We start from the raw sequence: 14,852 nt of genomic DNA, 5'->3' as shown, positions 1-14,852 counted from the left end.
TGAGGTAAGGCGTCGGAGGGAAATCTTCGCACAGGCCGAAGATATAGCCCACTATGCTTCACTTGCGTGAAGCGTGGGCGACCGTCCCGCTCGACCGGAAAAACAAAACACCAATCCGGGGCATGGCCCCGGCGAACCACAGGAAAAGCACCATGACCATTACCGCGACTCAGTTGAAGGAAATCAGACAGGAATTCGCCACTCTCAAACCCGCTTCCGTCACACTGGAGGGGAACAGAGCCATGTCCGTCAAAGAAGCCGTCTTTGCTCTGGCCCCGACACTGGAACGGATGAGAAAGCGCGGCTTCGATACACAGGAGATTGTCGAACGCCTGCACGAAAAAGGCATTGATGTGAAGTCCCAAACTCTGACCAAGTATCTGACCGAAGCCAGACGGCAACGGGAAGGGCGAAAGTCAAAGAAGCAAGACACACCCCCTCCGCCTCCGAAACGCGAACAACGCTCCAGCTTCATTACTCCTGATATACCCGATGATGAACTATGAACATAAATCCACTGAAAGGAGAAAATCTTATGGCAGAAACTTACGGATATATTCGCGTATCCAGTACAGATCAGAACGAGAGCCGTCAGCGCATCGCCCTTGAGCGGCAAGCCATCCCGTCAGACCGCATTTTCATGGATAAACTGTCGGGCAAGGATTTTCAGCGTCCACAATATCAGGCTATGCTAAAAAAGTTCAGGCCGGGTGACCAGCTCTGTATTACAAGCATTGACAGGCTTGGCAGAAATTACGAGGAGATTCTGGAACAGTGGCGGATAATTACCAAGGAAAAGCGCGTAGACATCTTTGTGCTGGATATGCCACTGCTGGACACACGGCGCGACAAAAACCTGCTCGGCACCTTCATTGCCGACCTTGTTTTGCAAGTACTTTCCTTTGTGGCTCAGAACGAACGGGAGAATATTCGCAGCAGACAGGCTCAGGGGATTGCGGCAGCCAAGCAAAGCGGCGTGCGGTTCGGGCACGCGCCACGACCGCTTCCCCCAAATTTTCCGGAAACATATACCTTATGGACAGAGGGTGCCATCTCGACATCGGAAGCGGCAAAACGTTCCGGCATGGCTCGTTCCACATTCCGCATTCGTGCGGAGTCATTCAAAAAAAATTGTCCATAATATGTCGATAAAGTGTACTTGGCCGCCACCCGTTTTTTTACTTCTAGCACTCGTTTTTAGACGGTAAAAACAGCTTAGTCAACGTTATTGGACTGTCACAGACAGCAGAAGTTTCCTTGGCGGCCAAGTACACTTAACCGCCACCTCCTCCGGGGTGGCAGGAATTGGTGCGACTCGAAGATATTACAAGCGGAAGACTTGTTCTTGGCATTGCTCCACATGAGGCAGTCACCATTGTGGCAGTCCAGTGGTACGGCAACGCCGTTCTGAATCTTACCTACAAAAACAGCCGGGGCGATCTTGGCAATCGTATCCTCTACCGTGAGGATGAAGGGCAACTATCGCTTCAAGACGCATCCCTGCCATGGAGTTTCGACGCCGACGGGGCAAAGCTTCGCCTCGCTTCGGAAGCATGGCGTATACACTACGCCCATCTCTTCGACCCGTATCTCGCTGTTCACACCTCTGATGTGGAGCCTCTTCCGCATCAGATTTCCGCTGTTTATCAGGAAATGCTGGGCCGACTGCCCTTGCGCTACGTCCTTGCGGACGACCCCGGCGCGGGCAAAACCATCATGACCGGGCTGTTCATCAAGGAACTTATAGCCCGCGGCGACCTCAGGCGCTGTCTTATCGTCAGCCCCGGCAGTCTTGCGGAACAGTGGCAGGACGAACTCTTCCAGAAATTCCATCTGCGCTTCGAGATCCTCACCAATGACCGCTTTGAATCCGCCGTTACGGGCAACGCCTTTGACGAAACGCCGCTGGCCATCGCCCGGCTCGACAAACTGGCCCGCAACGAGGCCATCCAGGAAAAACTGAAGGCTACGGACTGGGATCTTATCGTCTGCGATGAAGCCCACAAGATGTCCGCCACGGTCTGGGGCGGCGAAGTCAAAATGACGCGCCGCTTCCAGCTTGGCCGCCTGCTTTCCGGCATCACGCGGCATATGCTTCTGCTTACGGCAACCCCGCACAACGGCAAGGAAGAAGATTTTCAGCTTTTCCTCTCGCTGGTGGATCAGGATCGCTTCGGCGGCGTGGCCCGTACCGGCTCGCAGGCTATCGACATCTCCGATGTCATGCGCCGCCTTGTCAAAGAAGAATTGCTCAAGTTCGACGGTTCGCCCCTCTTCCCTGAGCGCCACGCCGTCACTGTGAACTACAGCCTTTCCCCCGAAGAGGCCGAACTCTACGAGGCTGTGACCGCCTACGTTCAGAACGAATTCAACCGCGCCGACAATCTGAACAACGAACGCCGCACCACCGTAGGCTTCGCACTCACCGTGCTTCAACGGCGTCTCGCGTCTTCTCCCGAGGCCATATATCAGTCTCTGCACCGCCGTCGCGAAAGACTGGAAAACCGTCTCAGCGAAGAGCGGCTCGGCCAGCGTGCCCGCGACTGGAACGAACTGCGTAACCTGAACCTTACGGATGAATTCGACGATGACGACCTGACTTTCGCCGAGCTGGAAGACGCCGAAGAACGCGTAGCTGACAAAGCCAGTGCCGCGACTACCATCACGGAACTGGAAGCGGAAATTGCCACGCTCAAAACGTTGGAAGCCAAGGCCAACGCCGTCCGCACCAGCGGCAGAGACCGCAAATGGGAAGAGCTTTCCAGCCTGCTGCAAGACGAAAAAGGCATGTTCGACGCAGAGGGTTTCCGCGAAAAGCTGATCATTTTTACCGAACACCGTGACACGCTCCTCTACCTCACGGACAAGATACGCTCCCTGCTCGGCAATAACGACGCCGTAGTGATCATCTATGGCGGAATACTGCGCGACGAGCGCCGTAAAGTGGAAGAGCGCTTCAAGCAGGACAAGGAAGTCCGTATCCTCATCGCCACGGACGCCGCAGGCGAAGGCCTCAATCTTCAGCGCGCCCACCTCATGGTGAATTACGACCTGCCGTGGAACCCCAACCGTCTTGAACAACGTTTTGGCCGTATCCACCGTATCGGCCAGACGAAAACTTGCTGGCTCTGGAACCTCGTGGCTTCCGAAACACGCGAAGGCGCGGTGTTCCAGCGGCTTTTTGAAAAACTGGAGCAGGAAAAAGAGGCACTGGGCGGCAAGGTCTTCGACATTCTCGGCAAGGTCTCGTTCAACAACCGTCCCCTGCGCGAACTGCTTATCGAAGCCGTGCGCCACGGCAATGACCCCAATGTGCAGGCCCGTCTCAATCGCGACATGGATATTGCCTTCGACCTGCAAGCTCTGCTTCAGCTGGTGAAGGAACGCGCCCTTACCGAAGACGTGATGAACATCCGCACGGTCAGCGTCATCCGCGAGGAAATGGAGCGCATGGAGGCCCGCCGCCTCCAGCCGTATTTCATCGAGGCATTCTTCAAAGAAGCGTTCCGCGAACTGGGCGGCCGTATGTCGGCCCGCGAGAAAGGCCGCTGGGAGATACTCTCCGTTCCCTTCGTCATCCGCAATCGAGACCGGCAGATAGGCCATATCGAGCCTGTGCTCAATCGCTACGAGCGCATCTGCTTCGACAAGGCTTATCGCAATCTGCCCGGCTCTGTACCTGCCGCGCTCATCTGCCCTGGGCATCCTCTGCTTGAAGCTATGATCGACATCATCCGTGAACGCTCTGTTGATTTGCTTAAACGCGGCGCCGTCCTTATCGACGACAGCGATTCCGGCGAGACCATGCGCCTGCTCTTCTACATCGAACACGCTATTCAGGACGGCACGGCACTGCCCGATGGTGGCCGCCGCGTCATCTCGCGCAATATCCATTTTGTGGAGATGGACGAACACGGTACGGCCGCGAACGCAGGCTATGCGCCGTACCTCGACTACCGCCCCGCTGCGCCTGAAGAACTGGACGCCATTCTTGCCCACGCCCGCAAGCAACCGTGGCTGACGCGCGGCGTGGAAGATGTGGCCATCGGCTATGCCTTGGGCCATCTTATCCCCAAACATCTGAAAGACGTGCGCGAACGCCGCGAGATCATGATTGACAAGACGGAAAAGGCCGTGCGCGAACGCCTCACCGCCGAAATTCGCTACTGGGACTACCGCGCCGGAGAGCTAAAAAAACAGGAACAGGCCGGGAAGATCAGCAACAACCTGAACTCCCAGAAGGCCGCCCGCCGCGCCGAAGAACTGGCCGCCCGCCTGAAGCAACGTACGGACGAATTAGCGGCAGAACGCCTGATTTCGGCTCAGCCGCCCGTGGTCATCGGCGGCGCACTGGTCATCCCCGCTGGACTGCTGGCCCGACTGACGAACGCTCCTTTGCCAACCATCTGTATCGATGCCGCCCCCCGGAGAGTAGTGGAGCTTGCCGCTATGCGTGCGGTCATGGAAGCGGAGAAGGCCCAAGGCCATCTGCCTCGTGACGTCAGTGCGGAAAAATGCGGCTATGACATCGAGTCCTACATGCCGGATGTTGGCAACGGTCTGCCAGGCATGCGCTTTATTGAAGTAAAGGGACGGGCGGCCGGGGCCGATACCGTCACCGTTTCCCGCAACGAAATACTCACTGCGCTCAATCTGCCGGAGCAGTTCATCCTCGCCCTTGTGGATGTGGATGGGGCGCACACGCATACCGTCTATCTGAAACATCCTTTTGTAAATCCCCCGGATTTTTCTGTGGAAAGCACCACCTTCAACAAGGGAGCTTTGCTGGAACGCTCGAAACTGGTTTATGAGAACGATGAAATACTGCCCTAAGGAGAGAGATATGTATGAGAGTTATACGCGGCAGTCGCTGCCTTCTAAAGAATACAGAGAGCTTTTGGGAACTGCTATATGTGCATTTAACTCTAATAATGCATTTATAATAGAAAATATATTACGGTATAATACTGATAGCACATGGTATGAATTTATGAATAAAACGTCAGGAGAATTGAATAAATATATAAAATGTATTCCATGTAATATTAAAAATCTATTTGAAGAGTTGGTTGATATGAGGAATAGAATCATACATTCATTCCAATACACAAAAGAAGATGGAAAACAGATTTTGAGGACTAAAGACAAAGATGATTGTCAATATGATATAGACGAGGAGTATTTATACAAATTCATCAAGAAAAATGAGCAACTATCAGATATGCTTCATAATTTTCGTGGCTTTTAATATTGGGGGAGTATGAAGTATGTCTGTAAAGAAACTTATTGAAGTCGCGCTTCCTCTGGACGCCATCAACGCCGAATCCGCGCGAGAAAAATCCATCCGCCACGGGCACCCTTCTACATTGCATCTGTGGTGGTCGCGTAAACCTACGGCAACGGCCCGAGCAGTGCTTTGGGCTTCATTGGTGGATGACCCGTCGTCGCACCCGGAACTTTTTCCCACAGAAAAAGAGCAGGAGGCAGAGCGTCAGCGCCTGCATGCCTTACTTGCCCGTCTGGTGAAATGGGAAAATTCCAATGACGATGCAGTGTTGAACGAGGCCCGCGCCGAAATAAGGAAATATATGGGCGAAGAACCGTTGACTTTCCTTGATCCCTTTGCGGGCGGAGGGGCCATTCCTCTTGAAGCGCAGAGACTGGGGCTGGAAGCGCACGCGCACGACCTGAACCCCGTGGCCGTGATGATAAACAAGGCCATGATAGAGATTCCCCCGCGCTTTGCCGGGCAATCTCCGGTGAATCCCGATGCCCGAGCCAATCTGGGCAGTGACCGTTCGTGGAGCGGAGCTAAGGGCCTTGCCGAAGACGTACGCTATTACGGCGAATGGATGAAGCAGGAAGCCTTCCGTCGCATCGGTCATCTATACCCGAAAGTTCATATACCACCAGTACAGGGCGGCGGGGAGGCCACCGTTATCGCCTGGAAATGGGCCAGAACCGTAAAGTGCCCGAACCCGGCCTGCGGCTGCGAAATGCCGCTGGCAAACTCCTTTGTGCTGTCGAAGAAGAAGGGGAATGAGGCGTGGGTGGAGCCTGTTTTTGAGGAGGGAAAGACCAGTTACAAGGTGCACCACAGCGGCAAACCGAAGATTGAAGGGACTGTTGATCGTAAAGGGGGAGTCTGTCCCAACTGCGGCACAGTAGTTCCTTTTACCTACATCAGAGAGGAGGGACGACAGTGCAAAATGTCGGCCCAACTGATGGCCATTGTCGCAGAGGGGCAACGAGGTCGAATATATATTTCTTCGGATGAACGCCAAGTCCAGTGTGCGGACATTTCTAAGCCTGATGAATATCCTGATGCCTCACTGTCGCAGAATCCGCGAGACTTCAAAACCCCTAACTATGGACTTCGAAATTTTTCTGACCTCTTCACCAACCGCCAGCTTACGGCCCTGACCACATTCAGCGATCTGGTAGCCGAAGCGCAGACAAAAGCTACACAGGACGCACTCGCCTCAGGTATGCAAGACGACGGCAAGGGGCTGGATGAAGGCGGATGCGGCGCAACAGCCTACGGCCAGGCCGTGGGCGTGTATTTGGCGTTTGCTGTTGATAGACTGGCAATGACGGGAAATAGTCTTGTAAGATGGAATAGCACTGGTGAAAAGGCTCAACATTGCTTTGGTAGACAAGCATTGCCCATGTTGTGGGATTTCGCAGAGCCGAATTTTTTGGGAAATGCAACAGGAAGTATTGATGCTGCCATTTTTTATAGCTTTGATCCATTAAACTATTTATGTAAAGCTGAATACAATGGAATTGTAAATCAATATGCTGTCCAGTATGATATGCTTTTTCATAATATGATTATTTCAACTGATCCGCCGTATTATGATAATATCGGCTATGCCGATCTGTCCGATTTTTTCTATATCTGGATGCGGCGTTCCTTGAAAAACACGTATCCCCGCCTTTTCCGCACCATGCTGGTGCCCAAGGCGGAAGAGCTGGTGGCTACGCCCTACCGCTTTGAGGGCAGCAAGGAAAAGGCTCGGGAGTTTTTTGAGGACGGCATGCTTCAGGCCTGCCGGCAGTTCTACCGCTCTGCGCGGGAAGACGTGCCCGTTACCATTTATTACGCCTACAAACAGAGCGAAAACGACGAAGGCGACAATGCCGCGCAGGCTTCCACCGGTTGGGAGACCATGCTTTCCGCTATCATCAGAGCCGGTTTTGCCATCACAGGCACATGGCCAATGCGCACGGAAATGAAGACAAGGCAAGTTGCTATGAACACCAACGCTCTTGTTTCCTCCATTGTGCTGGTCTGCCGCAAGCGCCTGGAGGATGCGCCATACTGCCCGCGCCGCACTTTTATGGCGGAATTACGGCGGGAACTGCGTACCGCGCTGCAAAAGCTGCAAGCCAGCAACATCGCCCCGGTGGATATGGCGCAGGCCGCCATCGGCCCGGGCATGGGCGTGTATTCTCGTTACGCCAAGGTGCTGGAGGCCGACGGCTCTGCTATGGGCGTCCGTACCGCTCTGCAGGTCATTAACGCCGAGCTCGACGCCTACTTCAGCGAGCAGGACGGCGTGCTGGATGCCGAAAGCCGCTTCTGCGTCGATCTCTACACGCAGTTCGCCTTCAACGAGATGAAATTCGGTGAGGCGGATGTGCTGGCCCGCGCCAAGAACACTTCTGTGGAAAAGCTGGCGTCCATGGGCCTCGTCTATGCCGAAAAGGGCGTCGTCCACTTACAGGAACGCACCGACCTGCCGGAACTCAAGGTCTCGCGATTCACGGCGGATCGCTGTCTGTGGATGCTCACGCAGTACCTTATCCAAAGCATGGATACCGGCGGCATCGAAGCCTGCGCCTGGCTCGTGGTAGAATTTTCCGCCTCTGCCGAGCGCGCCCGCGACCTCGCCTATCGCCTCTTTTCCCTTGCCGAACGCAAAGGCTGGAACGCCGAGGCCTATGCCTACAACTCCCTTGTGGTCGCATGGCCCGACATCCAGCAGAAAGCCGCCGAACTGCGCGCCGCCCGTCGTGCAGCCAAGCAGGGTTCTCTTATCTGACAAACGCCTGAGAGTGAGATATGTCTAACAATAACGAACTCGTTTTCAAAGGATTCCGCCATCTCCTGAAGGCTTTTGCTCCCTATATCTGCGCACTACTCAAAATTGAGTACGGGACAGACTGGTGGCGTGTTGCGGTCATGGGCAAACTCTGGGATGAGCAGAAGCGCGACCTCCCCGAAGACGGCCCGGAACAAATGCTTGTCGACTCGCTGGATATCCAGCGCTGCCTTATCCTGTTTGACCTGTACTGGGGCGAGGTGTTCCGCAAACGCCTCTCCATTGACCACCGTACTTGGGCCAAGGAACTCGTGGGCGTGCGCAACAAACTGGCCCACATCGGCGCGCAGGACTTCAACGACAGCGACACGTGGCGCGCACTGGATACCATGTCCCGCCTCTGTGAGCAGATAGACCCCGAACACACGGAAGAGATCCGTTCCCTGCTCCGTGAGTCCCGCTACGGCTCTTCCGCCGGTTCCACAATGGTTACGGTGCAGACTGTACAGGCGGCTCCCAGCCCTGCCAAAGCAGAGGGGATGCTCACGGTGTCGCCGTCCGGGCTTCCCTGCTGGCGCGACGTTATCGAACCTCATCCCGACGTGGCGCAGGGCCGCTACCGCAATGCAGAGTTCGCCGCCGACCTAGCGCAGGTGTCACGTGGCGAAGGTTCCTTTGAATACCGCGACCCGGTGGAATTTTTCGCCCGTACCTACGTTACCGAAGGTATGTCCGGCCTGCTGGTACAGGCTTTGAAGCGCGTTTCTGGCAAGGACGGCGAACCCGTCATTCAGCTCAAAACAGCCTTTGGCGGCGGCAAGACCCATAGTATGCTCGCGCTGTATCATCTTCTGCGCGGCATGGTCTCGCTGGACAAGATTCCCGCCGCGCGGCCGGTGCTGGAGCAGGCCGGACTCGCCAGCCTGCCGAAAGTCCACGCCGCAGTGCTGGTCGGCACGGCCCTTGACCCCAGCCGCAGCAAACGCCCGCAGAACCTGCCCGGCATCACCATCAATACGCTGTGGGGCGAAATGGCGGCCCAGCTCGCGCTTTCCGTCGGCGACCCAAAACTGTACGACTTCGTGAAGGAGGCCGACAAGAAGGGCATCTCGCCCGGCTCGGAATCGCTCAAAAATCTTTTCGACGCCTGCGGCCCCTGCCTCATCCTCATGGACGAACTCGTGGCTTACGCCAAGCGCATCTATGGCGTGAACGGCCTTCCGGCCGGATCTTTCGACAATTTCATTACCTTTATTCAGGAAATAACAGAAGCCGCCCGCGCCAGCCGCAACAGTCTGGTGGTGGCCTCCATCCCAGAATCAGATATCGAGGTGGGCGGGGAAGCTGGTAAAACCGCACTGGAAGCCATTGAGCATACCTTTGGCCGTATGGAAGCCATCTGGAAGCCCGTGGCTGCCAGCGAAGGTTTTGAAGTGGTACGCCGCAGGCTTTTTCTGGATTGCAAAAACCCTTCCGCACGCGAAATGGTATGTAGCCATTTCAGCGCCCTATACCGGGAAAATCCAACAGACTTTCCTCTGGAAGTCAGAGAAGTGGAGTACAGGAACCGCATGCTGGCCTGTTATCCCATCCACCCGGAAGTATTTGACCGTTTGTATGAAGACTGGGCCACGCTGGAGCGTTTTCAGCGCACACGCGGCGTGCTGCGTCTGATGGCCGCCGTCATTCATGAATTGTGGATGGGCAGCGACGCAAGTCTGTTAATCATGCCCGGTTCCCTGCCACTGGACGTATCAGCCGTGCGCGACGAGCTGACGCGCCATCTGTCGGAAGGCTGGAACAGCCTTGTGGACAGGGAAGTAGATGGTAAGCGCTCCATTCCCTGGCAGCAAGATAAAAATGTTCTTCGCTACGGCAAGGTTCTGGCCTCACGGCGAGTAGCCAGAACCATCATGCTGGGCAGCGCCCCTACAGTGAGGCAACAGAATGTACGCGGCATAGAAGCCTCACGCATACGTCTCGGCGTGGTGCAGCCCGGCGAGCAGATTGCCGTATTCAATGATGCGCTCGGTTCTCTGCAAAACAGTCTTGCTTACCTGTACACGAACCCTTCAGGGGATCGGTTTTGGTATGATACCCGGCCGACGCTACGAAAGACGGTAGAGGATCGTGCGACACAGTTCTCGGCTTCTGACGTGGAATATGAGATAGAACGCCGCATGAAAAAATTGCGGCAGGAACCTCCATTAAAAGGCATACATATTGGTCCTGCTTCCTCACTGGACGTGCCCGACGACCAGACTGTCCGGCTGGTGATCCTCAGCCCCGGCGAGGCAGTGACAACTTCATCTCATGGCTGCGCTGCCTTGGACGTTGCTGAAAAAATTTGGGAAAGCCGGGGGAATTCTCCGCGAATTTTCCGCAATATGCTGGTCTTTCTTGCTCCTGACCAAACATCCATGTCGGCATTGGAACAGGAAACCCGTCGCTATCTGGCATGGCAGTCCATAAAAAATGACAGTCAGGACTTAAACCTTGATGCTGCACAAAACAGAGAGACGGAAAACAGCCTCAAACGCAGTGATGAGACTGTTGCTCTGCGATTAAGCGAAACATGGTGCTGGCTTCTGACACCGGCCATCGCTCGCTCTGACATGAAAACTGTAGAATGGGAAAAAACAAGGCTCAGCGGCGGTACAGAGGGAATTATAAGCCGGGCCGGTAAAAAGCTGCTGGAGAATGAGACTGTAATAGACATGTGGGCTCCTGCACTTCTGCTGATGGAGTTGGACAGCTTACTTTGGAAAGATGCAGATAGCCTGCAAATAAAAAAATTATGGGAGTATCTCTGCACCTACTGCTATCTGCCGCGTCTTTCCGATTACAGCGTACTTGAAAAGGCCATCCAAGAAGGTGTGCAAGGGAAAGATTACTTTGCCTATGCATCTGGCGTAAGTGAAGGGCGGTTTATAGATTTGAGATATGCCCAAAAGGCATCTATAGATCGCAGTGGCTTCATAGTGCGTAAAAGTGCAGCAAAGAAGCAAGTCGAACTGGAACATCTACAGCGTAATCCATCATCTGCTGAATCTGTTACCAATAAAGGGGATTTGAAAACACATTCTTCTGAGCAACGGGATGGCTGGACTCCTTTGACTATGGAGCAGTCAGACACTGAGTCCTCCATATCTTCGTCGCATCTTTCTACACCCAAAAGTATGCGTTTTTTCCTCTCAGCGCCCTTGGACGATGCACGCGTTAATCGCGACGTACAACGTATTCTCGAAGAAGTTATTTCTCAGCTCACAGCAGACAATGGGGTTACGTTGAGCCTGCGGCTTGAAGTGGAAGCTAGTGCCTCAAAAGGCTTCTCACAAGAGACAATACGGGCAGTGTCCGAGAATTGTCGGACATTGAAAATCAAGGAGTTTGGCTTTGAGGAAGAAGAGTAGCGTTGCTTTTGGAAGAATTACCTTCCTGGCTTTACTGTGAATTGTAACCGAGCTAATGCTGATACTTCAGCGTCCAACGGCGTCCCCAGAAGTTTTTTGAACTATTTTAATTTTTGAGGTACTTTTGTAGGTATTATTTTTATGTATGTAAAAATATTTTTAATTTTAGTATGTTATAATTTAAAATTTATCCGCTTGGGGACGCCAACGAAATTATGCCATTACGAGAAATCGTAAGGGTTTTTTCGTTGTGGAACGGAATATGCCCACTATCTGCCCACAAATTAAAAAATCAACTACATAATCCTAATATGGCTATATATACAAGGTCATATACACTTGTAAAAAACGAATGATTAAACAACGCCCCCATCCATACTCTTTAATTCCTCAGCTTGATTGTCGCTTTCGTATCAGTGTACTATAAATGGCGCACAAGCATGATCGCTAACATATATTCATGCAAACCTGACAGCCTTCCTCCAGCTCTACCTGGTATCTTACACATGCAGATCGGCATGGTTTAGCGTACACAGGCGTGCCCGCTACGGAGCATCCGGTCTGGCTCAGCCATCCCGGATACTGTGCAGATCACGAAATACATCAAAATCCTTTTGCCAGCCGTGCGAGTAGTTGAAAGCCCGCCGCTGGAACGCTTCACACGCGGAATAACCAAATGCAGCCCATGATGTCCGACATGACTGTGGCACCCCCGGAGAATAGTCCACGGCTCTTCCCTTAGTCCGGCAAAGGCTTACGGCCTCGAAGTCATCTATGGCGCGCTGCTCCTATTCCGGCGTCACCGTGCCGTCAGGATAAGAAGAGCCCCCAACCGTAAAGCACCATGTCGTGTCCAGCGAATCAGTCAACGTCCAAGTTCGCTTCACATCTACACGCAAGACTTTCGATGGGTGCGTGTCCCGGTCAGGATAGTCCCGCCGTACCAGATAGCGCACAGGCGTACTGCCGTTGCCCCGCCCATACGGAAAAACTTTCATATATGATGGGGCTCCGGAAGAGGCGGGGCTTCTGTATTCATCACCCGTTCAAAGCTGAACAGCGCCTTCAAAATCTCCATAGATTAGCACAGCTTTTCCACATGTTGGCTAGTGAGAAACTGATTGAAATTAACTCCGTCCGATGCGCACAACTGCCGAATATGTTCCTTCTTCTGCGGCATTTGCCGTAGGCGATATCCAACACCTGTTACAGCAGAAAGCCCGTAACAGTTAATCCCTGAGCGGCGGCCTTGGGTAATGACCTTTTTCTCCCTCCAGTGTGAAGCCGAACTTAATCCATGCGTTGCGCCGTAGCGTCAACGTACTCTCATGCCTTTCCTACCTTTGGCCTTCAAAGAGGGCGAGGAGCGGCACGCTTCCGCCAGCCCCGGTAGGAGACACCGTGTCAGCGTATGCCCAGTCAGCATGTATCCATAACGAGTAGGTTGCCTCTGCACCCTACCGTCTTTTCTGCAATCTTACCATCCTGTTGAAATGGTGTGCGAAGAAGGCAAAAGAAGAAGGCAACAGGTACGTTTCAGAGACGGCGGCTCCTACCATCAGCGCACAATATTTCAGGTCCTTCATAGTATCTGGTTGTTTTATCTCAACAATATGCTGAAAAATATATTTTTCTCCAATTTTTCCGCTGATGGGATCCATGTTTGGGGCATTTTACTGGTTATTCCTTTGAAATTTCAAGAAATAAAGCATCAGCCGTTTCCTATGACATCGCCTCTCAAAAAAGTACGGCGAATCATCTGGCTGGACATATGATGCGCCTGACTCACTGATCAAGGTTCTTTTCATGAAGCCACTCGGATAGCAGATTGGCAATTTCGAGGTTGTTCAAGTCTGAGAAAGGAAAATGGGTATTACCCTTAATACCGATTTCCGGTAGATGCACCACTGTGACGTCGCCCCCCTTGCCATTGACGGCAGCAGCCCACAGCCTAGCCATCTGGAGCCGGGTGCGCCAATGATCCGGGCCGGGAAACTCACTTTGAGTTTCTGGAATAAAATCACCATAGTAAATGATGATGGGAATCCGAGTTAACTTCATAAAATCTTCAAGCGGAACAGGGACACCTTCCAGCGTATCAATCCCGCTCGGCAGAGCCGGAGGCACTTCTCCTTCGGGGAAAGGGAAATTGCTGCCCGGTTCGTATGATACTATAGCTCGGACATTTTCACTTTTGATTGCGGTAAACCAGCCTCCCCCACCCCCTTGGGAATGGGTAACCATAATTCCCGGCCCTACCCTGTCGAACAATGCAGCCACGGCATCAGACACTACCTGAACGTCGAACGGGCCTGTATTAGGAGTCATCTGCCGGAAGTATTGGTTCAAAGATTCCGCATCACGCGGGAACTGTACGCCTTCAAAAAAGTCGGGCCAGTTCCCCACGCGGAAGTTGCCGAACCAAAGCTGATCGTCAGTTGCCGCCGAGACGGTTGTTTCCTGCGTGCTGCGCCCGGCATCTCCACGTCGAGGCTGGTCTACCAAATAAACTCCAAATCCTCGGCGCAAAAAAATATTCTGAAATCCTTCACGTCCGTCCGGCGTGCTTTCCCATGTTTTGGAGAACTGTCCGGCCCCATGCAGGAAGACCAGAGGCAGTTTGTGGGCGTTCACCGGAATCTGATAAAAGACGTAGGCATGATCTCCATGCAATGTTTGCCCCGCGGGATTTGTCGGGGTACGGGGGGCAAACATACCGGGCGTTGTGATGACTTTTCCCCCTGCCGCGAAACTCCCTTGCTCCTGAATCATCAAGGGGGGCAACTTGTCCTTGGCCGTGGCGTCTCCCGCTGGTAAGCAGAGTCCGACGGAAAGCGCCAGTACGGTTATGAAATATTTTATGTGCATCGTTGTATCCTTATATTATAAGCTGTTACCGGGCGTTATACTGCTCATCGCTGACCTGTTCCATCCACGTCACGCTTTTGCCGTCCAGCCGTTCACCTATGGCGAGATGCGTCATGGCGGCATCCGGGGCCGCGCCGTGCCAGTGCTTGACGTTGGGCGGACACAGCACCACGTCCCCTTGCCGGATGACCTGTACCGGGCCTCCCCATTCCTGGGTCAGCCCGACGCCGGACGTAACGAGCAAGGTTTGGCCCAACGGGTGGGTATGCCATTTGGTGCGCGCACCCGGCTCAAAGGTGACGTAGGAACCGTAGACGCGCTGTGGTGCCTGTGTTTCAAAAGCCGGATCAACGCGGACATTGCCTGTAAAATTCTGTCCGGGTGCCGTGGACGAAGGGCGGGAACCTGCCGGAATCACAAGTTGTCCCTGAGCTTCAGCATGAGCCGGAAGCACGGCTGTGCCCCCGACAAGAAACAGGCAAAGAGTGAAAAGTGAAAGGCGGTTCATGATATTCTCCGTGAA

Annotated in this window: 10 protein-coding genes; 6 read left to right on the top strand and 4 right to left on the bottom strand. The window is 53.7% G+C overall.

Going from position 1 to position 14,852, the window contains the following annotated elements; all coding sequences use genetic code 11:
* Positions 1 to 53 precede the first annotated feature (53 nt).
* The 6 genes from ACZM8Y_RS10895 to ACZM8Y_RS10870 all read left to right on the top strand — a co-directional run bounded on the left by ACZM8Y_RS10895 (position 54) and on the right by ACZM8Y_RS10870 (position 11,461).
* Positions 54 to 506 carry a protein MobC gene (locus ACZM8Y_RS10895; RefSeq protein WP_489501728.1) on the top strand — a complete coding sequence of 151 codons (453 nt, stop codon included), beginning with the start codon at positions 54 to 56 and terminating at the stop codon, positions 504 to 506.
* Positions 507 to 535: 29 nt separating this feature from the next.
* Positions 536 to 1,141 (top strand): recombinase family protein, encoded by a 606-nt coding sequence (locus ACZM8Y_RS10890; protein ID WP_303866792.1) that lies wholly within the window; start codon positions 536 to 538, stop codon positions 1,139 to 1,141.
* 167 nt (positions 1,142 to 1,308) lie between these two features.
* Positions 1,309 to 4,833 carry a helicase-related protein gene (locus ACZM8Y_RS10885; RefSeq protein WP_489501727.1) on the top strand — a complete coding sequence of 1,175 codons (3,525 nt, stop codon included), beginning with the start codon at positions 1,309 to 1,311 and terminating at the stop codon, positions 4,831 to 4,833.
* 10 nt (positions 4,834 to 4,843) lie between these two features.
* Positions 4,844 to 5,248, top strand: a complete 405-nt coding sequence (locus ACZM8Y_RS10880) for a hypothetical protein (RefSeq protein WP_482330618.1) — start codon at positions 4,844 to 4,846, stop codon at positions 5,246 to 5,248.
* Between the two features lie 19 nt (positions 5,249 to 5,267).
* Complete coding sequence (locus tag ACZM8Y_RS10875) at positions 5,268 to 8,048, top strand: DUF1156 domain-containing protein (RefSeq protein WP_482330619.1); 2,781 nt, start codon at positions 5,268 to 5,270, stop codon at positions 8,046 to 8,048.
* Between the two features lie 20 nt (positions 8,049 to 8,068).
* The gene (locus ACZM8Y_RS10870; RefSeq protein ID WP_482330620.1) at positions 8,069 to 11,461 is read left to right on the top strand and encodes a DUF499 family protein; all 3,393 of its coding nucleotides are present in this window, start codon (positions 8,069 to 8,071) and stop codon (positions 11,459 to 11,461) included.
* Between the two features lie 788 nt (positions 11,462 to 12,249).
* Here ACZM8Y_RS10870 and ACZM8Y_RS10865 read toward each other — a convergent pair.
* From ACZM8Y_RS10865 to ACZM8Y_RS10850, 4 genes are all read right to left on the bottom strand, one after another.
* Complete coding sequence (locus ACZM8Y_RS10865; RefSeq protein ID WP_337432374.1) at positions 12,250 to 12,459, bottom strand: hypothetical protein; 210 nt, start codon at positions 12,457 to 12,459, stop codon at positions 12,250 to 12,252.
* A 459-nt stretch (positions 12,460 to 12,918) separates the two neighbouring features.
* Entirely contained in the window at positions 12,919 to 13,122 is a 204-nt protein-coding gene (locus ACZM8Y_RS10860) for a hypothetical protein (protein WP_337432375.1), read from the bottom strand.
* A 124-nt stretch (positions 13,123 to 13,246) separates the two neighbouring features.
* Positions 13,247 to 14,329: an alpha/beta hydrolase gene (locus ACZM8Y_RS10855; protein WP_337432376.1), complete on the bottom strand. Its 1,083-nt coding sequence runs from the start codon at positions 14,327 to 14,329 to the stop codon at positions 13,247 to 13,249.
* Between the two features lie 25 nt (positions 14,330 to 14,354).
* Positions 14,355 to 14,837, bottom strand: a complete 483-nt coding sequence (locus ACZM8Y_RS10850; protein ID WP_337432377.1) for a (R)-mandelonitrile lyase — start codon at positions 14,835 to 14,837, stop codon at positions 14,355 to 14,357.
* Positions 14,838 to 14,852 lie beyond the last annotated feature (15 nt).

Source organism: Bilophila sp., assembly GCF_057864385.1.
The sequence above is the reverse complement of the archived record's forward strand: the minus strand, read 5'-3'. Positions and strand labels throughout refer to the sequence as shown.